This window comes from Synechococcus sp. H55.8, from assembly GCF_047462375.1.
GTDB lineage: Bacteria > Cyanobacteriota > Cyanobacteriia > Thermostichales > Thermostichaceae > Thermostichus.
In genome coordinates this window covers 113,787-135,606 of the sequence record NZ_JANSJC010000005.1, presented here as the reverse complement: position 1 = coordinate 135,606, position 21,820 = coordinate 113,787, and the positions used below count along the sequence as shown (strand labels likewise).

20 protein-coding genes are annotated in these 21,820 nt (G+C 61.0%); 4 read left to right on the top strand and 16 right to left on the bottom strand.

Annotated features, from left to right (window positions below; all coding sequences use genetic code 11):
* Nucleotides 1–271: 271 nt before the first annotated feature.
* The 4 genes from NW862_RS04045 to NW862_RS04030 form a co-directional block, all read right to left on the bottom strand.
* Nucleotides 272–1,342 (bottom strand): DUF3326 domain-containing protein, encoded by a 1,071-nt coding sequence (locus NW862_RS04045; protein WP_414334796.1) that lies wholly within the window; start codon nucleotides 1,340–1,342, stop codon nucleotides 272–274.
* A gap of 46 nt (nucleotides 1,343–1,388) precedes the next feature.
* The gene (gene hemG / locus NW862_RS04040) at nucleotides 1,389–2,843 is read right to left on the bottom strand and encodes a protoporphyrinogen oxidase (protein WP_414334797.1); all 1,455 of its coding nucleotides are present in this window, start codon (nucleotides 2,841–2,843) and stop codon (nucleotides 1,389–1,391) included.
* Nucleotides 2,844–2,872: 29 nt separating this feature from the next.
* On the bottom strand, nucleotides 2,873–4,162 hold the full coding sequence (locus NW862_RS04035) for a homoserine dehydrogenase (RefSeq protein WP_414334813.1): 1,290 nt from the start codon (nucleotides 4,160–4,162) through the stop codon (nucleotides 2,873–2,875).
* Between the two features lie 92 nt (nucleotides 4,163–4,254).
* The gene (locus NW862_RS04030) at nucleotides 4,255–5,025 is read right to left on the bottom strand and encodes a GvpL/GvpF family gas vesicle protein (RefSeq protein ID WP_414334798.1); all 771 of its coding nucleotides are present in this window, start codon (nucleotides 5,023–5,025) and stop codon (nucleotides 4,255–4,257) included.
* 198 nt (nucleotides 5,026–5,223) lie between these two features.
* Between NW862_RS04030 and NW862_RS04025 the strand changes: the two genes are divergently transcribed.
* Nucleotides 5,224–5,835, top strand: coding sequence for a DUF3318 domain-containing protein (locus tag NW862_RS04025; protein WP_414334799.1), 612 nt, complete (start codon nucleotides 5,224–5,226; stop codon nucleotides 5,833–5,835).
* Here the strand turns inward: NW862_RS04025 and surE are convergent.
* Nucleotides 5,818–6,549: a 5'/3'-nucleotidase SurE gene (gene surE / locus NW862_RS04020; protein ID WP_414334800.1), complete on the bottom strand. Its 732-nt coding sequence runs from the start codon at nucleotides 6,547–6,549 to the stop codon at nucleotides 5,818–5,820. The two genes, NW862_RS04025 and surE, sit on opposite strands and share 18 nt — an antisense overlap.
* Nucleotides 6,550–6,732: 183 nt before the next feature.
* Between surE and gap the strand changes: the two genes are divergently transcribed.
* Nucleotides 6,733–7,764: a type I glyceraldehyde-3-phosphate dehydrogenase gene (gap, locus tag NW862_RS04015; RefSeq protein WP_414334801.1), complete on the top strand. Its 1,032-nt coding sequence runs from the start codon at nucleotides 6,733–6,735 to the stop codon at nucleotides 7,762–7,764.
* 7 nt (nucleotides 7,765–7,771) lie between these two features.
* Here the strand turns inward: gap and NW862_RS04010 are convergent, their stop codons facing one another.
* From NW862_RS04010 to NW862_RS04000, 3 genes are all read right to left on the bottom strand, one after another.
* Nucleotides 7,772–9,106, bottom strand: coding sequence for an AmpG family muropeptide MFS transporter (locus tag NW862_RS04010; protein ID WP_414348132.1), 1,335 nt, complete (start codon nucleotides 9,104–9,106; stop codon nucleotides 7,772–7,774).
* A gap of 142 nt (nucleotides 9,107–9,248) precedes the next feature.
* Nucleotides 9,249–9,506, bottom strand: a complete 258-nt coding sequence (locus NW862_RS04005) for a DUF3146 family protein (RefSeq protein WP_414334803.1) — start codon at nucleotides 9,504–9,506, stop codon at nucleotides 9,249–9,251.
* 145 nt (nucleotides 9,507–9,651) lie between these two features.
* Entirely contained in the window at nucleotides 9,652–9,993 is a 342-nt protein-coding gene (locus NW862_RS04000) for a DUF3155 domain-containing protein (protein ID WP_414334804.1), read from the bottom strand.
* A 782-nt stretch (nucleotides 9,994–10,775) separates the two neighbouring features.
* On the opposite strand from NW862_RS04000, the gene NW862_RS03995 reads away from it, so the two are divergent.
* Nucleotides 10,776–11,237, top strand: coding sequence for a DUF4168 domain-containing protein (locus NW862_RS03995; RefSeq protein WP_414368174.1), 462 nt, complete (start codon nucleotides 10,776–10,778; stop codon nucleotides 11,235–11,237).
* Here NW862_RS03995 and NW862_RS03990 read toward each other — a convergent pair.
* From NW862_RS03990 to NW862_RS03965, 6 genes are all read right to left on the bottom strand, one after another.
* Nucleotides 11,227–13,041 carry a response regulator gene (locus NW862_RS03990; RefSeq protein WP_414426939.1) on the bottom strand — a complete coding sequence of 605 codons (1,815 nt, stop codon included), beginning with the start codon at nucleotides 13,039–13,041 and terminating at the stop codon, nucleotides 11,227–11,229. The two genes, NW862_RS03995 and NW862_RS03990, sit on opposite strands and share 11 nt — an antisense overlap.
* Before the next feature lie 184 nt (nucleotides 13,042–13,225).
* Nucleotides 13,226–14,398 carry a lipid-A-disaccharide synthase gene (gene lpxB, locus NW862_RS03985; RefSeq protein ID WP_414334807.1) on the bottom strand — a complete coding sequence of 391 codons (1,173 nt, stop codon included), beginning with the start codon at nucleotides 14,396–14,398 and terminating at the stop codon, nucleotides 13,226–13,228.
* A gap of 9 nt (nucleotides 14,399–14,407) precedes the next feature.
* Nucleotides 14,408–15,346 carry an acyl-ACP--UDP-N-acetylglucosamine O-acyltransferase gene (gene lpxA / locus NW862_RS03980; RefSeq protein ID WP_414334808.1) on the bottom strand — a complete coding sequence of 313 codons (939 nt, stop codon included), beginning with the start codon at nucleotides 15,344–15,346 and terminating at the stop codon, nucleotides 14,408–14,410.
* A 254-nt stretch (nucleotides 15,347–15,600) separates the two neighbouring features.
* Nucleotides 15,601–16,101, bottom strand: a complete 501-nt coding sequence (gene fabZ, locus NW862_RS03975) for a 3-hydroxyacyl-ACP dehydratase FabZ (RefSeq protein WP_414334809.1) — start codon at nucleotides 16,099–16,101, stop codon at nucleotides 15,601–15,603.
* A 130-nt stretch (nucleotides 16,102–16,231) separates the two neighbouring features.
* A complete protein-coding gene (lpxC, locus tag NW862_RS03970; RefSeq protein WP_414334810.1) occupies nucleotides 16,232–17,137 on the bottom strand; it encodes a UDP-3-O-acyl-N-acetylglucosamine deacetylase in 906 nt (301 codons plus the stop codon).
* Nucleotides 17,138–17,152: 15 nt separating this feature from the next.
* Entirely contained in the window at nucleotides 17,153–17,704 is a 552-nt protein-coding gene (locus NW862_RS03965; protein WP_414334811.1) for a hypothetical protein, read from the bottom strand.
* 71 nt (nucleotides 17,705–17,775) lie between these two features.
* On the opposite strand from NW862_RS03965, the gene NW862_RS03960 reads away from it, so the two are divergent.
* Entirely contained in the window at nucleotides 17,776–18,585 is an 810-nt protein-coding gene (locus NW862_RS03960) for an RNA methyltransferase (RefSeq protein ID WP_414338859.1), read from the top strand.
* Here the strand turns inward: NW862_RS03960 and NW862_RS03955 are convergent.
* Nucleotides 18,582–19,550, bottom strand: a complete 969-nt coding sequence (locus NW862_RS03955; protein WP_414335691.1) for a DnaJ C-terminal domain-containing protein — start codon at nucleotides 19,548–19,550, stop codon at nucleotides 18,582–18,584. The two genes, NW862_RS03960 and NW862_RS03955, sit on opposite strands and share 4 nt — an antisense overlap.
* A gap of 164 nt (nucleotides 19,551–19,714) precedes the next feature.
* Nucleotides 19,715–21,601, bottom strand: coding sequence for a molecular chaperone DnaK (gene dnaK, locus NW862_RS03950; RefSeq protein ID WP_414335690.1), 1,887 nt, complete (start codon nucleotides 21,599–21,601; stop codon nucleotides 19,715–19,717).
* Nucleotides 21,602–21,820: the final 219 nt, after the last annotated feature.

The following is a 21,820-nucleotide window of genomic DNA, read 5'->3' as shown; positions in this document are numbered from 1 at the left end:
CCTGAGGGATATCCCTCACCCCCAGCCCCTCTCCCTTAGGGATATCCCTCACCCCCAGCCCCTCTCCCTGAGGGAGAGGGGAGTTAGAGCGGCGCGTTCGCGACAGCGTTGCGGAGCAATAACGACGTAACGAATCGTTTCATTGCTATTTGCAATGACTATAACTGTTTGAAATGTCCATAGACTTGACGTCCCGGCTGCCGCGCCATTCTCAAAACACTGCAGATGTTGTCCTGCGGGAGACACTCAAGTTGCCCGCGGGCTATGGGGCTTAGGGCCTGTCATGCTCAAGTGCGGAGCTGATCAGCTTTTCCGGGGTGGAGGGGGAAAGCTGGAGCGACGACCAGGCCACACCTGCTCGGTGGGCCACCACCACACCAACGGCCTCCAGATAGGAAGCTACCGATACACAAGGGATCCCCAACTGGCGGGGGTGCACCTGCATCACGGTGGTGTTTTCCTCGACGGCAATAAACAGCGGCGGGCGGGGACGGCTGGCCAGGTGCAGCAATCCAGGCCCGCCAAAGGCGGTGGCCGGGGCGATGACGCTATCTACCTGCTCTGCCGTCAGGTCGCCCGGCTGGGGAGTTTTGACGAATTGGGGAGCGTAGCTAAGGCCCACCAAAACCGAGGGCAAAAAGGTAAACCCCACCTCTTCGGCGGCAGCGCGGGGGTGAACCGGCTTAGGGTCTGGATCGGGGTAGAAGGCGGGGGCGTGGGCACAAGGGATCCCCAGCTCTCGCACCACCAGGTGGCTGAGGATGGCCTCTGCCCCAGCCAAGGGATCCACCCCCCTCCCCTGCTGGTACTGGCTGAAGTCGAGCTGGTCGGGGAAGCGGGCCACCACGGCAATGGCCTCTGCTCCCAGGCGGATCAGCTCTTGGGCAGTCTCCAACAGAGCATCAGGCTGGGCCAGGGATCCCTGGCTGGCCCCGGAAGGGGAGGAGCAGACGGAAACACCCAGGGGTCGGCCGGTCAAGCGCCAGGGGCCGATGTTAAGCCCTAAGGTGGCCTGGGCAGCCTGCAGCACGTGCAGGTGGCGCTGTTGCAGATCTTCCGGAATGCCGGCATCCAGCACTACCCCGACGCGGTTTTGGCGCACCGGCCTCAAGTTCCACACCCCGGCACAAAATCGATCCAGGCCGTACCCTTCGACGTAGAACACATTCCCCATCGGCCAATACAAACTGGCCCCGTTTAAGACATTGGGGTGAGTGATGACCCGCTCCGCTGCCGCGGCCAAGACGCGGGCAATGGGCAGGGCATCCCCGGCAAAGCCACCTATGCGGGCACCGATGCCGGTGGGGACAAGCAGCAGCGTGGTGTAGGAATGTGGGGACATTGCTTGCGGATCCCGTCCCGCCGATGCGAACGGATTTGATGTGGATTCAGAACGCTTGCAACAAAAGCTGTTGCGCCAGCGCCTCGGCCCGACGCACACAATCTCCCAACGCCACGCCATCCAGGTAGTTGGCGCACACCCACACACCTGGGGTTTGGGACGCCAGGTAAGCTTGCAACTGGGCCATCCGCTGCCGATGGCCAAGCGTGTATTGTGGGATAGCCCGGGGCCACAGGCGCTCTCCCAGGCGGATGGGCTCGACAGGTCGGGTGAGCAGGATCTGGCTCAGCTCTGCGTGCACAATCTGCGCTCGCTCTTCAGGGGAAAGTGCTGCCATGAGCGGGTCGGTGGCCCCGCCGATGAAGCTGAGGAAGCAGTGATAGCCCTGGGGAGACCGCTCTGGGAAAAGGCAGGAGGCCCAGATGGTGCCCAGGGTGCGCAAACCCTGGGAGCGCGGGATCAAATGGCCAAACCCCCGCAACGGCTGCGGCAGAGCCTCTTGGGGATAGGCCAAAGCCACCACCGCCACCGGCGGATAGGGGATCCCGGCCAAGAGCCGGCTGGCTGGGGGGTTGAGCTCCTGCAACAGCGAGGCAGCTTCAGGCGCGGGAAGAGCCAGCACCACCTGCCGGGCAACCACCCAGCGGGATCCCTCGGCGGTCTTAAAGCCCACCCAATAGCCCATCTCATCCCGCTTGAGCTGCACAGCCCGCCAGCCCAGCCGCAGGCTGTCCCCCAGCTTTTGGGCTATCGCTTCCGGCAACTGCTGCAGCCCTTGGCGCAGGTTGCCCAGTTGGCCACGTTGGGGTGGGGGCTGGATGGCCACAGGAGAGGGCTGGGGTCTGTGGCGCAAAGCCTGCAGCGCGCCGGCAAAAAGGCTGCCGTAGCGCTCTTCCAAGCCGGCCACGCGGGGAAAGGCGGCCAAGGCGCTGAGCTGATCCGGATCCCCCGCATACACCCCTGAGGTGAAAGGTTCCACCAAGCGTTCTGCCACCTCGGATCCCAGTTGTCGCCGGAAGAATTGCCGCACCGTTTCCTCGCGCCCTGGCGGCGGCGGGACAAACCCCAACAACCCCTGCAAAGCCCGCAGCTTGCCGCCCACGCTCAACAGCCGCGAGCCAATGGCTGCAGAAGGGCTGAGGGGCACCGGCAGCAGCTCTTTCTCCCAGTAGATGTAGCGGGGCAACTTGGCATCCGCCAGCACCAGTTGCTCGGCCAGGCCCACCTCGGCAATGAGGTTGAGCAGAGGGGGGACGGGGGTAAAGCTGTTGGGGCCTTCTTCCCAGCGGTAGCCGTTTTTGGATTGGGTGGAGATGCAGCCGCCGACACGAGGGCTGGCCTCGGCCAAGAGCACCGGCTGAGCGGAGCGGCCCTGCCGCAGGCGTAGCGCCAGGGTCAGGCCGCTGATGCCCGCTCCAATGACCACCACCTCAGCCCGTTCCCACAAGTGGGTCAGAGGCTCAGTTGAGGGATTGACTGCCGCTTCCAAGCTGTCCATCATCGCGGTTCCTATGGGTTTCCTGAAAGCAATCAACGCAGCACGCGAAACAGGCTGGGGATCGCGGCCACCTGGGGAAGCTGTTGGATCTCGGCCAGCGCCTGCCGACAATCGGCCTCGCGGACGGTGTGGGTGAGGATGACGATCTCCGCCTGCTCCTGGTGGCACTCTTTTTGGGTAATGCTCTCCAGGCTAACCCGGTGGCGGCCAAAGCAGGTGCCGATCGCCCCCATCACCCCCGGCTGATCCTGGGCCAACACCCGCACGTAAAACTCCGACTCCAATTCCGCCAGCGGGAGCAAAGCGGCAGCCCTGCCGAAGAACCCCCATAGAGGATTGGGCAGATAGGCCCCGGTTTGCAGGTGGGCCCGGAGGGTGAGCAAATCCCCAACCACGGCGCTGGCGGTCGGCCCCTGTCCCGCCCCTGGGCCGGCGAGCACCACCTGCCCCAGGGGATCCCCCTGCACCCAGACGGCGTTGTCCACGCCGTGGACGTTGGCCAGCGGGTGGGTAACCGGCAGCAGAGTAGGGTGGACGCGCACATCCAAGGCCGTCTCAGATCCCTGGGCGGCGGCCCTTTGGGCGATGGCCAGGAGCTTGAAGGTGTAGCCCCACTCGCGGGCATAGCGGATGTCGGTGGAGCTGATGTTGCGGATCCCTTCGCAGGGGATGGCTTCCCGCGGCACCGCCACCCCAAAGGCGAGGCCGGCCAGAATGGCGATTTTGTCGGCGGCATCCCACCCTTCCACATCGGCGCTGGGATCCGCTTCCGCGTAGCCGCGGGCCTGGGCCTGGGCCAGCGCCTCGGCAAAGGAGCTGCCCTGCTGGGCCATCTGGCTGAGGATGAAATTGGTGGTGCCGTTGACGATGCCCCAGACCGCCTGGATGCGGCTGGCCCGCAGGGAGTGTTGCAAAGCCTGCACAATGGGGATCCCGCCGCCCACCGCCGCTTCCAGCAGCACCGCCACCCCGGCCTGGGCGGCAGCTTGAAAGATCTCTTCCCCATGGCGGGCAATCACCGCTTTGTTGGCCGTGATCACCGGCTTGCCGTGGTCAATGGCCTTCAGGATCAGGCTGCGGGCCGGCTCCAGGCCCCCCATCAGCTCGATCACCGCATCGATTTCCGGATCCGAGACGATCTGCTCCAGATTGGTGGTCAAGCGCTCAGGTGGGATCCGCACTTGCCGCGGCTTATCCAGGGAGCGCACCCCCACTGCCGCAATCTCGACCGCCTGTAGGAGAGGGTGCTGCGGTTGCTGCAGCATTTGCACAACACCCGTGCCGACCGTGCCCAGCCCCAATAGCCCAACTCGATAGACCACAACCGCTCCTCTTGCCTGCTGCCGACCTTGAACCAGAAAACTCCCCTCACCACTACTACGATAAACGGTGCCGATCACCCAGGAGTCGGAGTCTAGCATCTGTCCCCTATGGCACCCACAAAGTGATAGGGGGGCAAAGGGGGGCTCCAGTCCAGTTGCCAATCGGGGTGCTGCGCCAGCCAGGTTTGGGTAAGCTGGGCCGCCGTTTCCCGTTCGGCAGGGGTGAGCAAAATGTAAAGCCGCAAGCGTTCGCCCGGCTGGGGATCCCCCTTTTGCACAGGCCAAGTAGAGGGCCAAAGTTGCTGCAGGGCCGCCAGCTCCTGCTCTTGCTGCGCTTGGGCTTGCTGTTGCTGCAAATAGGCTTGCTTGCGGGCCAACAGATAGGCCGTCCCGCTCAGAGATGGCTGCGGCTCCGGCTGGGGCTGAGGCCGAATCCTTCCCTTCAGACAGTACTCGGCCCTTCCCCCAATGGCCGCGAGGACCTGTTCGTACTCTGCCTGCCGCGCCAGCAGATGGGATCCCAGCTTTTCTGCCGAGAGAAAGCAGGTGCCAAAGCGCAGGGGCAGCAGCGGCATCTGGGCAAACAGCCGGCAGAGCACCTGATCGTGGCGCAGGGCAGAACGCACCAGCACCTCATCCGAAGCTTGCAACGCCTCTGGATCCCGCATCGGCTCCACAGCGGCGGCAATTCGGCTCCCCACCGGGGCAAACACCTGTACCGGCTGATGGATCCCCTCGGTTTGCCGGATGAAGGACAAAAGCTGCGGATCCGGCTGCGGGAAGAAGGCATAGGTGTAGAGAGGGCTGACAACGCTCTGCCCCTTGCCCTGCACTTGGGGTTCCGGCTGGGCTGAGAAGGTCATGGGCTGAGGATGAAGGAAGATAGTCTTTCCTTCCCAGTCTACGCAACCTGGATCAGGCTGCAGAGCGTTCACGGTCGGCCCGGAGATAAGGTAAACTAGCTGCGCACCGGTTCTGCACAGGGCTGTGGTGTTTGGGGCCGCAGCAGGGCCTGGGTTTCAGGCGGGCTCTCCACCCCAGTGCTCCCAGCAGGTGAGGCCATGACCAGCCGCCCAGACTTCAAACCCTTTGAAAAGGAAGAGACCGAACGACTGCGGGATCTGCTTCCCGCCTCCTTCCGACCCTTGGTCAGCGTCGTGCCCAACTTCGGGGGTGAAGCCCTGCTGGTCTCCCGCCGCAAGGCCCCTTGGCAGCCCCAGGGCACGATCGCCATCGATTTTCGCCGTTGGCAACAGATCCCACGTCCCCAGCGGGATCTGTTGTTTCTGCGCGAGGTGGGTTGGCTGGGCAATCGCAACTGGCTGCAGCCGGGATTTTACCAGTCGCTGGCTTTGCTGGGAGGCATCACCACTGTGGCGGAGCTCTCTTTGCAGCACCCTTTTTCCGCTCTCTTGGCGGGTGGCATCACAGCCCTCTCGATTCAGCAGATCTGGCAAAACCTGAACCGGGAGAGCGCCCATTTCGATGCCGATGAATTTGCCCTGCGCCGCGCCCAGTTTCGCGGCTACAGCCGCCAAGAGGCGGCTCAACACCTGGCGGATGCTCTGGAACAGGTTCTCAAGTTGGATCCCAGCGATATCCTGACGGCGCTGCGGCTACAACGGCTGAGAACCATTGCCCGCAACCTTGCCCCCTCAGGCGGAAACTCCTGAGACCAGTTGCACTTGAGTGATGGCCACCCGACCGGAGAAGCAGATGTCGGTATCGGCTTGGGGATCGCGGGCGCGATCCGCATAGCGGCCCTGATAGCGAAACCACAATGACTCTACCCCATTGTCTTCTGCCTCCACGGCGTAATCGAGGGGCAGAGGTTGGGTACAGAGGGGACAGTAAACCCGCTCCGGCAGAGGGGATCCAGGTGGCAGGTGGGGCAAGTTGACATTCCAAAACGCTCCGCTGGGCAGGGGTTGTTCCATCAGCTCCGCCAAAATGGCACAGGTCCAGCGCCGCGCCTGTTCCCAGTCGATGGGTTTGCCCCCTGCTCGGTATTGGGAAATGGCGATCCCCGGGATCCCACGCAGCGCCGCTTCCCGCACCGCTGCCACCGTGCCGGACAAGTACACATCCGTTCCCAGGTTTCCCCCCTCGTTAATGCCGGAAAGCACCCAATCTACGGATGGAGCCAGTTTGAATAGGGCCACCCGCACACAGTCGGCAGGGGATCCCTCAACGGCAAAGGTGCGCTCGCCGCGGGCAGAGGCCCGAAACGGTCGTCGCGTCGTCACCTGGTGGCTGCAGCCGGAAAGCTCCTGGTGGGGGGCCACAATCCAACAGTGTTCTTCTGCAACAAGGGAGCCGAGGGCCAGCTTGAGCTGGGCCAGCCCCGCCGCCTCGATGCCGTCATCGTTGGTCAGCAATACCTTCATCCGGATTTCCTCTGCCGGCAACTTCTTGGGTTAATCTAATCGCAAGTCTCCAGCGCAAATCTGGAGATCTGGGGTGCAAAAGCAGCAGGGATCCCGTTCTTCTTTTACCCTATCTTTGGGGGTCAGCCTTCCCCTTGCCGCATCCATCAACCCATCATAAGGAACTGACACCGGAGGACTGCGATGACCACACGGGTAGCCATCAACGGATTTGGTCGCATTGGGCGGGCTTTCTTGCGGGTGCTGCTGTCTCAGCCGGAAAGGACTCCGTCCCCCGACCGGGAGCTGGAGGTGGTAGCCGTCAACGATCTGACCGAGCCGGAAAACCTGGCCTATCTGCTTCAGTTCGACTCGGCCTATGGGCGCCTGCCCCAGACCGTCAGCGCCGTGGATGGCCACTTGCAAATCGGCAGCCACAAAGTCCGGGTTTTGGCAGAACGGGATCCGGCCCAACTGCCTTGGAAGGATCTGGGGGTTGACCTGGTGGTGGAATCCACCGGCTTATTCACCAAACGAGATGGGGCCGCCAAACACCTGGAGGCCGGCGCCAAAAAAGTGATCATCTCTGCTCCCGCCAAAGGCCCCGACCTGACGGTGGTGATGGGGGTCAACGACGACCAGTACGACCCGCAGCGGCACCACATCGTCTCCAACGCCTCCTGTACCACCAACTGTCTGGCGCCGTTGGCTAAGGTCTTGCTGGATCGCTTTGGCATCGAGACAGGCTTTCTCACCACCTGCCACGCCTATACCGCCACCCAGGCCATCGTGGATCGCCCGGATCCCAAGGACTACCGGCGGGGCCGCTCGGCGGCGGTGTCGATTGTGCCTTCCACAACCGGGGCGGCCACGGCAGTTGCCGAGGTTTTGCCTGCCCTGAGAGGAAAGATGGACGGGCTGGCGCTGCGGGTGCCCACCCTGACCGGCTCGATCGTGGACTTTGTGGTGCGCACCGAGCAGCCCATCACCAAAGAAGCAGTCAATCAAGCGTTTGTCGAGGCGGCAGAAGGCCCGATGCGCGGCATCCTGGCCATTGCCCCACCGCAGATCGTATCGGCGGATATCGTTGGGGATCCTCACTCCTCGATTGTGGACTTGGAATCCACCCTGACCCTGGGAGATCGCACGGTGAAGGTGCTCTCCTGGTACGACAACGAGTACGGCTATGCCGCGCGGCTGGTGGACCTGGCCGCCAAAATCGGGGCTGCGCTGTAGGCGGCCATCAGCGGTTTGTTACGTCCATCCCTAACTCCTCAGGTGGGCCGAGCCACAGCAAGAGCACCATCGCCGGAGCGGCTGTCATCGCTGTAATCAAATAGAACAGCGGCCAATTGACCGCAGCCGCCAAATAGCCCGACATGGCCCCGGCCAAGGTTCCTCCCACGGCAAACACGCTGGTGAGCAGAGCGTACTGGGTGGCGCTAAATTGCCGATCGCAGAGGCTCATCAAAAAAGCCAGGAAAGCAGCCGTGCCCATGCCCCCGGCCATGTTGTCGAAAAGGGTTGCCCCCACCAGCAGCGGATAGTTTTGCCCCACCAACCCAATGGCTCCCAGGCCCAAATTGCCGATCCCCTGCAGGGCCGCGAAGATGAACAGACAGCGGTAGGTGCCGGCGCGGCTGACCCACTCTCCCCCCACAAAAGCCCCCACCAAGGTGGCCAACAAGCCTATCCAACTGCGGATGATGCCCAGATCGCTGGTGCTGAACCCCGTCTGCAACAAAAACGTGGGGGTCATTTGCCCCGCCAAGCTATCCGGCAACTTGAAGCAGACCACGAACAGCAGGATCGCCCAGGCCAAGCGGTGCCGCCAAAAAGATTGAAACGGCTCGATAATGGCCGCCCGCAGCGAGGTAGGTTTGAGGGCACTGTTTTCCGGCTCGGGGGCCAAAAATGAGGTAACCACCCCAATCGACATCAGCAGCGCCATGATCCCGTACACCTGCCACCAGGGCAAGTAGTCCGCCAAGATCAAACTCACACCACTGCTGACCAGCAGCGCGATGCGATAGCCAAATACGAAAATGGCTACCCCTGCCCCCATCTCCCGCTCTGCCAAAATGTCGGTGCGGTAGGCGTCCACCGCGATGTCCTGAGAGGCGCTCAAAAAAGCCACCAGGAACCCCACCAGAAAGATCGGGCGGGTGAAAACCGTGATGCCCGGCCAAGTCTGGGCCAGCTCCTCCCAGCCCAAGGTTTCTAGCCAGGTTTGGGTGGGATCTTGAAAACCCAGCAGCCCGATGCTGAGCAGCAACAGCACCTGGGTCAGGGCCATCCACCCCCGCCGCCGACTGCCCCGCAGGGATCCCGGTGCCGGCAACAGAAACCGATCCAGAATAGGCGACCAGAGAAACTTGAACGAGTAGGGCAAATTGAGCAGGTTAAACAAGCCGATGGCAATGGTGGTCAAGCCCGCTTGGGTCAGCCAGGCATTGAGGGTGGAGTTGATCAACAGCAGCGGCAAACCCGACGAAAACCCCAGCAGCAGCAAAGTGCCCATCTTGGGGCTGCCGTAGATACCCAACATCCGCCTCAGGACGCTTGTCTCCACCTCCATCCTGGCCAGCCCTCCCATTTCTTCTCAGGGATCCCTGAATTGCCGGTTACTCTAGCAGGTGCCCTGGCCGGCGGCGATCGCTGCTGCTGGGCAGAAGCTCCCTCCCGTTGCCGTAGCAGGAGGGAGTCCTTCTCGGGAAAACCTACAGGCTACTGCGAATCACAAACGAGTAGTTGCTGCCGGGTTCCAGCAGATAGTCCGATTTTTCCAGAAAACGGCTCAAGGGCTCACAAATCAAAGCCCGCCCCACAGAAGGTTCCACCTTCAGCTCCCCGGCCCGAAAGCACCAGCAGAAGCGCCAAACCCAACCGTTGGCGTTGACTTCCCCTTCGATGGCACCCTCCTGCCAAGAGCGGCGGGTAATCTGCACATGGGCAGTGGTTTGAGGCAGTCGGCTCATCCGGCATCTCCGACGGGATCCCTTGTAGGGTAGCGCGTGACCCTCCCGCTGCCACCAGCAGGTCGAACTTGGGCCATGAGGCATCCGGAGCTCCACGCCATTCAAAGTCTCCCAACTGCCTGCTGTGGGGAAAAGCAGCCAGCAACTAGCGGGCGGCAGTTGCAAGAGCCTTCGAGGATTTTTTCTCCGGCTTCTCAGCCGCAACTTCCGCTAGCAAAGCCCGCAGGCTGGGAAAAAGGAAGTGGTTCTCCTCGACATATTGCGCACCAAATAACCCCTTCTCCGCCCAAAAAAACCGATCAATCGTATGTTCATTGCGCCGTACCAAAATCAGCGCAGGCGGCTGAATAGAATTTTCCTGAATATATCTGCGAGCAGCAGTTACAGACTTCTCCTCACCACTGTCCAAATTAAATTGAGGGATATGATCTAAAATCTTGCGCCCTTCCAGACGACGGCGGCTCTTACGCTTTCTTCTCCTAACCAATGTAAGCCTCCTGTAGAGGGATGACCGAACAACCGCAAAGGGAATATATCAGCACTGCTTAAGAAAATCAATAACTTTTACCCATTTTTGTTATTCTTCTTTACAAGAACAATAAACCATAAACCAGCAACTTCCTTTTGCTCGGCGGGAGGGCAACTCGAACACCATCCCCAAACTCCCGTGGGGAAGCGTCCTCTGAGTGAAAATCCCCAAAAACTGCCTGCGAAGAGAGCTGACAAGTTGAGTGGTTGCTAGGCTCAATCTTGAAGCGAATCCACTGCCTCTGGCAACTGTAGAGAAAATCAGCTGCCAACGCAGGAGACTCTCATCAAATCTGAGCTCCAGCTTAACATTAGTAGAAACGGTGCTCAACAGAATATATACCTAAACTCAGTTTCAAATCAACCTCTTTTGGGTTGAAGTGCTGAGTCAGTTGCCGACTTTGCCAGTTTGGAACTGCTCGACCGAGAAGAGGAAGGGTCTGCTCTCGGGCAGTGTACTAAGACTGTACAGCTAACTTCTTGTTTCTACAAGAGATCCACAGCAGATCCATATAGCCCTTTCGCGGGTCTGTCCTGAGTGCCCAGCCAAGGGGTGAGAGGTTCTGGTACCGTAGGGATTGGATCCCGATCCAAGTGACCGGCAAAGAAGCTTGATGAGTTTGCTGGGTTTCCAGGACTGCGCTGAAGCGATCAGACGGAACACAGGCATCTTGCTAGCCTAGCTTTAGCTGCACCTCAAAGGCTCGGGTAAACCTCGTCTAGGTCTAGGGAGTTTTGGGCATGATGAAATTCGCATTGCTGGTGGGTCTGGGACTCAGCTTGGGATCCCTGCCGGTTTGGGCACAGGGAGCAACCCCGCTGCCCAGTCCTGCTGCGACTGCTTCTCCGACTGAGACCCCCGCAACTCCCAGCCCTCTGGCATCTCCGACTCTGACCCCAGAGCAAGTCACCGATGCTCAGGTGGAACAGTTGGTGCGGATTTTGTTGGAGTTGGATCCCCTGATTCGAGAAGCCAGCGCCCAACTGCGGGAAACCCAGAACGAAGAGGAATATGAGCAAATTATGCAGCGCACGGAAACCCAAGCCAGCCGCATTGTCGAGCAGCAAGGGCTGACGGTGCTGCAATACCGCGAATTGATGACCTTGGCGAACGAAAATCCTGCCCTCAACCAGCGGGTTCGCGTGCGCTTGCAAGAAGTTTTGCAAGAATCCAAGCCGGCCACCCCAACACCTACACCCTAGGCTGAGCCGGCTTGTCTTGGTCAGGGGCAGAGAGAACCAGAGGCAGCCGCAAGGTAAAGCAGGTGCGATTTGCCTCGCTGCTGAGGTGAATGCTTCCTTGCAGCAGGCTCACCTGCTGTAGCACAAGGGCCAGCCCCAGCCCCGTCCCCCCTTGCCGCCAGGGATCTGCGCTGGGCACCCGATAGAACTTCTCAAAGACTCGCTTTTGTTCTTCTGGGGGAATGGTGACGCCGGTGTTGAGGATCTGGATTTCTAGGTGATCGGAATGGTTGGTGACCTGTAGGCTGATCTGGTGCTCGGCAGGGGTAAATTTACAAGCATTGCTCAGCAATTCGGCCAGCACCGACTTGAGCACCTCCGGCAGGGTAGAAATGGCGGGCAGTTCGGGAGGGATCCCAAGGCTGAAGTGCTGATGGCGGCGGTAGGCATCTTGAGCGAAGGGCTCCGCAATTTGGGGCAACCACTTTTGCAACGCCAACCAGCAGGGCTGCTGTGAGCCGTTCGCGTTAGCAGGACGGAGTCCTTTGAGCACCTCCAACCGCTGCAGTTCCAGCAGATCCTCGACCAGTTTGATCTCCCGCTCACATTCGTTGTCCAACACTTTCAAGTACTGAGAGATCTTGGCCGGATCCGGGGATTTGGCAGTGCCCCGGTCAGGCAGCAGGACAGCGCTGAGCAGGCGGATGGCCATTTTCATGTTGGCAAGAGGGGTGCGCAGCTCGTGGGACACTGTGCTGAGGAAATCATTTTTTAGGTGATCCAGCCGCTGCAATTCCTGCACCTGCCGATCCAGTTGGGCAGTGCGGGCTTGTACCTTTTCTTCCAGGGTGCGGTTGAGCTCCTGGATCTGTTGGAACAGTTCCGCCTGCTGAATGGCGATGGAGAGGTGATCGGCCAAGGCCAAGATCAGATCCTGACTAGTGGCTAACCAGCCGGGGCGCGTTGTTTTCAGTTGCAGACACAAGCTGCCCCACAGGGTGAGGTGGGCCGGGCCAAATGCGGGGCTTTCGCCGCCGTAGAGGGGTACCAACAGCCAACTGCCGGGATAGGCTTTGGCCATGGAAGCAATGTAGGCCCAACCTTCAGCCTGGTCGGCTGCTTCCAGCAACACTACCTTCCCTTGCTTCAACTGTTGGGCAATGGGGCTTTCGGCATCGGGAATGAGACAGCCCAAATAGTGATTCGGCTGAGTGGAGTACTCGGAGATGATGCGCCAATGCTGTTGCTGAGGCCGATAGATGCTGATGCTCACCCGATCCGCCTCCAGCAGATGACAAATCTCACGGGTGGCCACAGCGAAGATCTGATCCAACTGCAAAGCAGCGCGAATGGCCCGCACAACCCGGTTCAGAGCTTGTTCGCGGGCCGCCTGTTGGCGCAGGTTTACCAGTGTCTGACGGCCTTTGAGCAGGTAGCGGATGCGCTGACGCATCACGGGCCAGTAAACGGGTTTGGTCACGTAGTCGCTGGCTCCGGCAGCAAAGGCTTTGTCGATGGAATCTTGATCCTCGAGTGAGGTGATCATCAAGCAGGGCAGATCCGCATCCAAAGCCCGTAGTTGGCGGCAACACTCGAACCCGTCTAAGCCGGGCATGAGGGCATCCAGGAGAGCTATCTGAGGTTGAGTTTGAGCAAAAAGCTGCAAGGCTTGCTCACCGTCTTCGGCCTCCGCCACCCAATAGCCCTCATGGCTCAACAAAAGAGCCAAGTACTTTAGTATGAATGGGTCGTCGTCCGCCAACAGTACCGTCGGCGAAACATTTGGCAATGGGCGTTCGGAATTGAGAACAACTGGGGATTGCACAACATTCACTCCACAAAGTTGGCCGCTGGCCTGCGAAGCACTTAGGCTTTTTGCGCACAAACCGATCCCTACCCTGACTTCAGCCTAGTCCATCAAAACCGCCAGGGCAAGCGATCCCTGGGATAGGCCTGTTAAAGAGCTCCAACAGCAGCCCTGGCCGTTCCCCGGTGCTGAGTTGCCGGAGTTACTTGCCATCCAACACCTCTAGGATGGCCTTGGCGGCGCGGGCGAGAACGCCGGGTTCTCCCAGGGCCGCCCGCATCGCGGCATAGTCGGCTTGCAGTTGGGCTTGCTTCCGGGTCAGCAGCTCCAGCGCCAGTTGGGCGATCTGCTCCGGCTGGGCCTGCTCCTGTAACAATTCCGGCACAATGGGGCGCATCAGCACCAAGTTGGGGGGAGACATAAAGGGCACCGACACCTTCAGCCAGTGGCGGGCCAGCCAAAAGGTGAGCGGGTTGAGGCGGTAGATCACCACCTGTGGGATCCCCAAGATGGCCGTCTCCAAGTTCACCGTGCCGGACTTGGCCAGCACCAAGTCAGCCGCTGCCAAAGCAAGGTGATGGGCTTTGTGGGGCGAGAAGAAGGGCAGGGCTTGGGGATCCAAAAGGGTGAGGTTGAGCCCAAGACGGCGGGCAGCCCGGGCAATCGGGGCGGCAAAACGGGGCGAGGCCAAGGGCACCCAAAACTGCGCCTGGGGCAGGTGAGCTTGCAACAACTGAGCTGCCTGGAGCAGAACAGGCAAAACCGAGCGCAGCTCTTGCCGCCGCGAAGCCGGCACCACCACCACCACCGTGGCTTCGGCCGGGATCCCCAACTGGGCTCTGGCTTGAGCACGGCTGGGTACAGCGGCCAGAATATCCAACAGGGGATGGCCCACATACTGCACGTGGGCTCCTGCCGCGGCGTAGTAGCGGGCTTCCTCAGGGAAAATCGCCAGCATCAGCCGCATCTGCTGGGCCAGTTGGTAGGTAAGGCGGCTGTTGGGCGACCAGACCCATTCCTGGGGGGCAATGTAGTACACGGCGGGGATCTGCCGCCGCTGCAGCAGAGGGGCAATGCGGCTGTTGACGCCGATGTAGTCCACCAGCACAGCCACATCCGGCGGGTCTTGGGCCAAAAAGCGGCGAATTTTCCACTCTGTCCAGAGGGCAGGGCCGACGAAGGGGAGAGCTTCCAGGATGCCGATGGAGCTGATCTCGGTGGTGCGGTGCAGCAGCCGGGCTCCGGCAGCAGCCATCTCCTCTCCCCCGACCGCGGTGATGCGCAGGTGCGGGCGTTGGCGCAGCAGCTCGCGAATGAGATGGCCGGCCTGCAGATCCCCTGAGACCTCGCCTGTGCACACAAACAGATGGCTCACCTGCGATCCTTAATCACCCAGCTCTGGCAACTCTTCCCCTCTCCCGCGTAGGGCCGGCAGGGGTCCACGCCGTTGGGGTTGGGAAAGGGAATCTTCCAAAAATTGCAGCAGGTGTTGTAAAGATCCCGTCTCATCCACCCATTCTTTGCCCTGCAGGGAACAGATGCAGCACCCCCCCTCGCTGCGGAGGCTGCTGCGCAGGGTTTGCAGCGCTTTTTCTAGGGGCAAACCAGAACGGTATAGCAGCCGATAGGCTTGCCGCAAGGCCGGCAGGGATCCCTCCATCCCTTTGGCTCGCCGCAACCCCACCAAGTTGAGGCCGCGAATGCGGGCCGGATGCCCTTCCACCAACAGGTAAGGCGGCACGTCGCGGTCCACCCGGCTCATTGCCCCCACCATGGCCAGGCGCCCGATGCGGGTGAACTGGTGGATCCCAACCATACCGCCGATGCGGGCTTGCGACTCGATGTGGATGTGGCCGGCCAAGGAAACAGCATTGGTAATCACCACCTGATTTTCGATGACGCAGTTGTGGGCAACATGGGCGTAGGCCATCAGCAGGTTGTTGTCGCCGATCAGGGTGGCCTCCCCCTCATTGGTGGCCCGGTTGATGGTGACGAACTCGCGGATGCGGTTGCCTCTGCCGATCACCACCTGAGAGGGCGCGCCGCTGTACTTCAGATCCTGCGGCTCCGTGCCCAGCACCGCTCCCGGAAAAATCTGGTTGTCCTCGCCAATGTCTGTCCAGCCATCGATCACCACGTGGGCCCCCACCACCGTGTTGGCACCAATGCGCACATGTTCGCCAATAACTGCATAGGGGCCAACCTGAACCGTCTCGTGCAACTCAGCTTTCGGATGGATCACCGCCGTGGGGTGGATGCGTGAGCGGTGCGGCGCACTTGCAGAAACGTTGGGAGTGGATCCCGCTGAAGCCAACGAACTCATGTCCAACCTAGCCAGCAACTGTGGTTACGCTCCCAACCCTGCGAATGATGATTGAGGTTCGGGGGAGATCAGACACTGCCACCTCAACCTTGCGCAGCAACATGTTTACCCGATCTGGACGGGAATGAGCCATCTCCCTATCTCAACACTTTAGCAGGGTCTCCTGGCGACAAGTCGCCGCTGCGCCGTTCGCGCTAGCGGGACGGAGTCCTTTGACAGCCGCGCCCAGAGCCTTCCTCGGCTGGCCGCTGTGATCAATCCACCAAGGAGAACATCAGCTCCCCTTCGGTTACCAGTTGCCCTCCTACCTGAGCGCGGCAAAACATTTTGCCGATGCGTTTTTGCCGGATGGTGAGCAAATCGGCAGAAAGCAGCAGTTGATCCCCCGGCAACACCGGACGGCGAAAGCGAACGCCATCGATGCCGGCAAAGAGGGCCAAGCGCCCGGCCACATCGGGCAACTTGGTCAACACGATCCCCCCCAGCTGCGCCATGGCCTCGACGATGAGAACGCCGGGCATGATCGGTCGGTTGGGGAAATGCCCCTGGAAAAAGGGCTCGTTGAAGGTGACGTTCTTCAGGCCCACCGCCCGTTGCCCAGGTTGGTACTCCACCACGCGATCCACGAGCAAAAAAGGATAGCGGTGGGGCAGGATCTCTAGGATTTGCTCCGTTGTGAAGACGGGGGGAGCGGTTGCCAACTGAGCAGCTGCTTCAGCCGAGAGGAGAGGAGGAGGAGAGACATCAGAAGACATGGTAACCCACAGAACCGGAAGACAAACCTTAAAACCCGCATGGGAGAGCCTTGAAGCAGAAGCAAGGCCGCACAGAGAAATTGCAGCAGGCCCAAGAACTTTTCACCCATCCCAGAAGCCGGGCTCCCTCTCAAAACGAAGAGCGAGATTCCACCCCACCCAGGCAAAGGGGATCCCTTGGTTGCTCTTGAGCTGGCTCCACCTGCAGGGATCCACTCTGGAGCAACTGCTCGGCCAAACGGTGGTGCAGGGCGTGGCCCGCCTTGTAGGCCACAATGTGCCCCTGCAAGCGGCAGCCCAACAAGCTGAGATCTCCTAGTAAATCTATCAGCTTATGGCGCACCGGCTCATCTGGGAAGCGCAACGGCCCCAACCACTCGGTTTGGCTGCAAACGATAGCATTTTCCAGGCTGCCCCCCTGGATCAGCCCCTGTTGGCGGGCCCGCTCTACGTCCTGTTGGCGGGCAAAGGTGCGGGCCGGCGCGATGGACTGGACAAAATCCGCCCTGTTCTCCCGCCAGCTCAGCCACTGTTGGCCAATGGGGCAATCGGCAAAATCGATGCCATAGGTAAAGCGAGTGACGGGGTGGGGCAAGGCGCTGACAAAGGCTTCCCCTGCCCAGACGGTAACCGGCTCCCGGATCACCCCCTGTTGTGCCGGCTGGTCTTGGGCCAGGATCCCGGCCTGGGCGATGGCCTGCACAAAAGGTAAGGCAGAGCCGTCCAAGAGCGGCAGCTCCGGCCCCGCCACTTCGATGCGGCAGTTGTCGATGCCCAAGATGTAGAGGGCGGCCAAGAGGTGCTCCACCGTCTGCACCTGAGCAAATCCCTGCTGCAGCAAGGTGCAGAGAGGGGCAGGAGCCAGGGATCCCAAGCGGGCCGGGATCTCAGGGGATCCCGGTTGATCCACCCGCACAAAGACCCGACCGCTGCCGGCAGGGGCCGGATGCAGGCTACAGCGCACGGGCAGACCGGTGTGCAGGCCCACCCCTTCCAGGGCAATGGAGCTGGCCAAGGTGTGCTGTTGGTCTCTCATAACTGCTCCCCGCTCCTATGGCAGACGCTCTTGGCCCTGGTCGAAAACGCGGTAGTACAGCTCCCGGTAGCCCACCCGCAGGCTGCTGCTGGCATCCGCCAATTTGGCTTTGCGACTACCGTAGCTGCTGAACACCTCGTAGGTATCTCCCTCAAAGAAAAAGGAGGAAACATCAGAAACCTCTTCGCCGCCCAGCAACTGCCAGCGTCCCTCCCGAAACCGCAGCCGGTAGTGGGCCCTGTCCAAGCTGCCGGAGGGGCGGTCGAGGGTGGCGTCGATGCGGCCCTCGTACTCTGGCGACTCGGCTCCTGCCACAGGCCGCACTTCTACCGAGATATCGCGGTAACGGCAGTTAGGACGGCTACACAGGCGGATCGAGCGCATCGCCGCGGCAATTGCTTCCAGCCGTTGTCGCGCTTCTACCAGAGACTGAGAGGATGGAGCCACCTGCGCCGGCTCTGCTGCCGTGGAGAGCAACGAATGGGCAGCCAACGCCGGGGATCCCCAGCAGCATCCCACCAACACCAGACAAATCAAGCTCAGCCAACAGCGGTAGGCGGATCCCATCGGCACAATCTTTATGACAAGATCTAACTCCTCTACTTTAGGGGATCCCTATCTGCGATTCCTTCTGAGCAATGCCGACATCGTCCCACTGGGCTCAAGAGCAATTGGCGCAGGTGCGCATCGTGTTGGTGCAGCCGGCTGGGCCGCGCAACCTCGGCGCCATTGCCCGTGTAATGAAAAACATGGGCCTGCGGCAATGGGTGTTGGTGGATCCCCAATGCGATCCCCTCGATAGGGAAGCGATCACCATGGCCGTGCATGCGGCAGACCTGCTCCATCAAGCCCAGACGGTGCAAACCTTGGCTGAAGCCCTGCAGGGGTGTGTGCAAGTTTTCGGGACAACAGGGCGCAGCCAAGCCTACCCCCCCGAATGGCAAATCCAGTCCCCTCGCCAAGCCTTCCCCGCCTTGCTGGCTGCCGGCCCTGCTGCCCTTGTGTTTGGCCCCGAAGATCGCGGCTTGAGCAACGAGGAGCTGGCCCTCTGCCATCGCCAGATCCAGATCCCCACCGATCCGGTTTACCCGTCTTTAAATCTGGCCCAGGCGGTGGGCATGTGTTGCTACGAGCTGCGCACCCTCATCTGCCAGAACCCTCCCCCCGCCCCTTCTGTGCCCCTCTCCCAAAGGCTCGTTCCCTTCGAGCTGCTGGAAGGCTTTTTTGGACATTTGGAAGCGCTCTTGCTGCAGATCGGCTACCTACACCCCCACACCGCCCGCCGCAAAATGCTCAAATTTCGCGCCCTGTTCCAGCGGGCCGGCTTGACCGTGGCCGAGGTGGCCTTGTTGCGCGGCATCCTACGGCAACTGCAATGGAGCCAGGGTCAGACAAATCCCGTCCCGCCGACGCGGCCAGATTTCACCGGGATCCCACTCGACTGCTAGAGCTTAAGGGCGGCCCGAGGATCGTAGGATTGAACCCGCTGCAGCTTTTCGTAAAGTTCCCGTTCCTCATCAGAGAGACGGGTGGGCAAATGGATCTGCACCACCACGTAAAAATCCCCCCGTTCTCCGTTGCCCTTGGGGAAGCCCCTTTCCGCCAGCCGCAACTTTCGCCCCGGCTGCATGCCAGGCGGGATCCGCAGCTTCACCACTCCATCCAGGGTGGGCACCTCCACCTGGGCACCCAAAACCGCTTCGCTGGGACTGATGGGCAGATCACAGTAAACATCGAATCCCTCCAGGCGATAGAAGGGATGGTCTTTCAGCTCGATCTTGAGGTACAGATCGCCGGCGCCGCCGTTGGGGTTGGGGTGGCCTTGGCCGCGCAGGCGAATCCGCTTCCCTGGCGTAATCCCTGCTGGGATGTTGACCTCGAGCACGCGATCCCCGCCCACCCGCAGGCGGCGCTTACCCCCCTCGAAAGCTTCAGGGATGGTGAGCTGAATGGTGGCCTCAGCATCGTAATTGGCGTTGTCGCTGGATCCGGAAAAGCCGCTGCTGCGGTTTGTGCTTTGGCTGCGCACTCGGCCCAGCAGTTGATCGATAAAATCTTGAAAATCGTCAAATTGGCTGAAATCGACACCCCCCCCACCAAATCCAAAGTCTTCGTTGAAGGGGGCATCGGCAAAAGGGCTGCCGTAGGGCTGGCTATAGGTCTCCCGCCGGGAACGGAACCCACCCTGCTGATAATATTGGCCAAATTGGTCGTATTGCCTGCGTTTGCCGGGATCCGAGAGAACTTCGTAGGCTTCGTTGATCTCCTTAAACTTCTCTTCGGCGGCTTTGTTGTTCGGGTTAACATCCGGGTGATATTTCCGGGCCAAGCGCCGATAGGCCTGCTTGATCTCGTCGGCGGTGGCCGTCTTGCTGACCCCCAGAATCTTGTAGTAGTCCTTGAAGTTTTGCATGGAGGCGTCCGCAGGCAAATTGCTGAGAATGGGCAAAAAACCAAGCAGTTGGCTTCCGACCCGTTGACGAAAAGAGAAGAAGGCGGGCTAGACGCCATCGCCTATCCCGTCCTTCCTCATTATCGGTGCTGTGGATAAGGAGCCCCAGAGGGATCCCACTGCCGTCACTTGGTCTCGGTGAAGTCGGCGTCGATGACGTCGTCGCTGCCGCCAGAGGTCGTCCCAGAGGTGGAGCTGGAAGCGGCGCCGGGCTGTTGATAGAGCTCGCTGCTCATGGCGTAGAGGGCCTCCTGCAGCTCCCGCTCTTTGCTCTGGATGGCGCTGTCGTCCTCCCGTTGAATGGCGTCCCGCAGCTCCCGCACCAAGGTCTCGATTTGGCTGCGCTTGCTGGAGGAGATCTTGTCGCCCAGCTCCTTCAACTGCCGCTCGGCCTGGTAGGCCAGCGAGTCGGCCTTGTTGCGGCGCTCGATTTTCTCGCGGCGGGCGCGGTCTTCGGCAGCGTATTTCTCGGCTTCGGCAATCATCCGCTCCACCTCTTTGCTATCCAGCGTGGAGGCGCCGGTGATGGAGATGCTCTGCTCCTTGCCGCTGCCCTTATCTCTGGCCGTCACCTTGAGGATGCCGTTGGCGTCGATGTCGAAGGTCACCTCGATCTGCGGCACACCGCGGGGAGCCGGCGGGATCCCGTCCAGCTTGAAGCGGCCCAGGGACTTGTTGTCGCGGGCCAGCTCCCGCTCCCCTTGCACCACGTGGATTTCCACCGAGGTCTGCCCATCTTCGGCGGTGGAGAAGATCTCCGACTTGCGGGTGGGCACGGTGGTGTTGCGCGGGATCAGCTTGGTGGCCACGCCGCCCAGGGTTTCCACCCCCAAAGACAAGGGGGTGACATCCAGCAGCAGCACATCTTTAACTTCGCCCGCCAGCACACCGGCCTGGATGGCAGCGCCCACGGCCACCACCTCGTCGGGGTTGACGCTCTGGTTGGGCTCTTTGCCCAGCAGCTCCTTCACCAGCCGCTGCACCGCTGGAATGCGGGTGGAGCCGCCCACCAATACCACTTCGTTGATGTCGGCCTTGGTGAGCTTGGCATCCCGCAGGGCCTGCTCCACCGGCCCTTTGCAGCGCTCCAGCAGGTCGGCGCAGAGGTGTTCAAACTGGGCGCGGGAGAGCTTCAGCTCCAGGTGCTTTGGACCATCGGCAGTGGCAGTGATGAAGGGCAGGTTGATGGTGGTCTCGGAGACACTGGACAGCTCGATCTTGGCTTTTTCGGCGGCTTCCGTCAGCCGCTGCAGGGCCTGCCGGTCTTGCCGCAGGTCGATCCCTTCCATTTGCTTGAACTGCTCAGCCATCCAGTCCACGATCTTCTTGTCGAAGTCGTCGCCTCCCAACTGCGTGTCGCCACTGGTGGATTTCACCTCAAAGACCCCATCGCCCACCTCCAGGATGGACACGTCGAAGGTGCCGCCGCCCAGGTCGAAGACGAGGATGGTCTCGTTGTTGCGCTTGTCCAAGCCATAGGCCAGAGAAGCCGCCGTCGGCTCGTTGATGATGCGCAGCACTTCCAAGCCGGCGATCTTCCCGGCATCTTTGGTGGCCTGCCGCTGCGAGTCGTTGAAGTAAGCAGGTACAGTAATGACGGCTTGGGTAACCGGTTGGCCCAGGTAGCGGCTGGCATCATCCACCAGCTTGCGCAACACCATGGCCGAGATCTCTTCGGGGGCAAATTCCTTGTTCAAGCGGGGTGCATACAACTTGACATTGCCCCGTTCATCCCGCCGCACCTGGTAAGAGACCCGCTTGGAATCGGCATTCAGCTCATCGTACTTGCGCCCGATGAACCGCTTGACCGAATAAAAGGTGTTTTCGGGGTTGAGCACCGCCTGGCGGCGGGCCATCTGCCCTACCAGGCGCTCTCCATCTTTGGTGAAGGCAACCACCGAGGGCGTGGTGCGAGTGCCCTCGGCATTGGCGATGACGGTGGGGACACCCCCTTCCATTACGGCGACAACCGAGTTGGTTGTGCCCAAGTCAATTCCTACAACTTTTCCCATCGGCTCCTTGTTCTCCTTTTGTTCAAGACGTTACCTCGGCTACCGCCGCCAGGCTGTATGAAGTAGCTTGGGCAGCCAATCCGTGAAAATTCAGCAGGTATTTAGCTGTTTCCTAGGCCGATCCTAACCAGCAGGGCATTGCGGTCAGGGCGAGAATGCCGCCCATTTCTGGCAACTGGAAGGCAGAGCAGTTACGGATCTCCGTACCTGCCGGGGCCT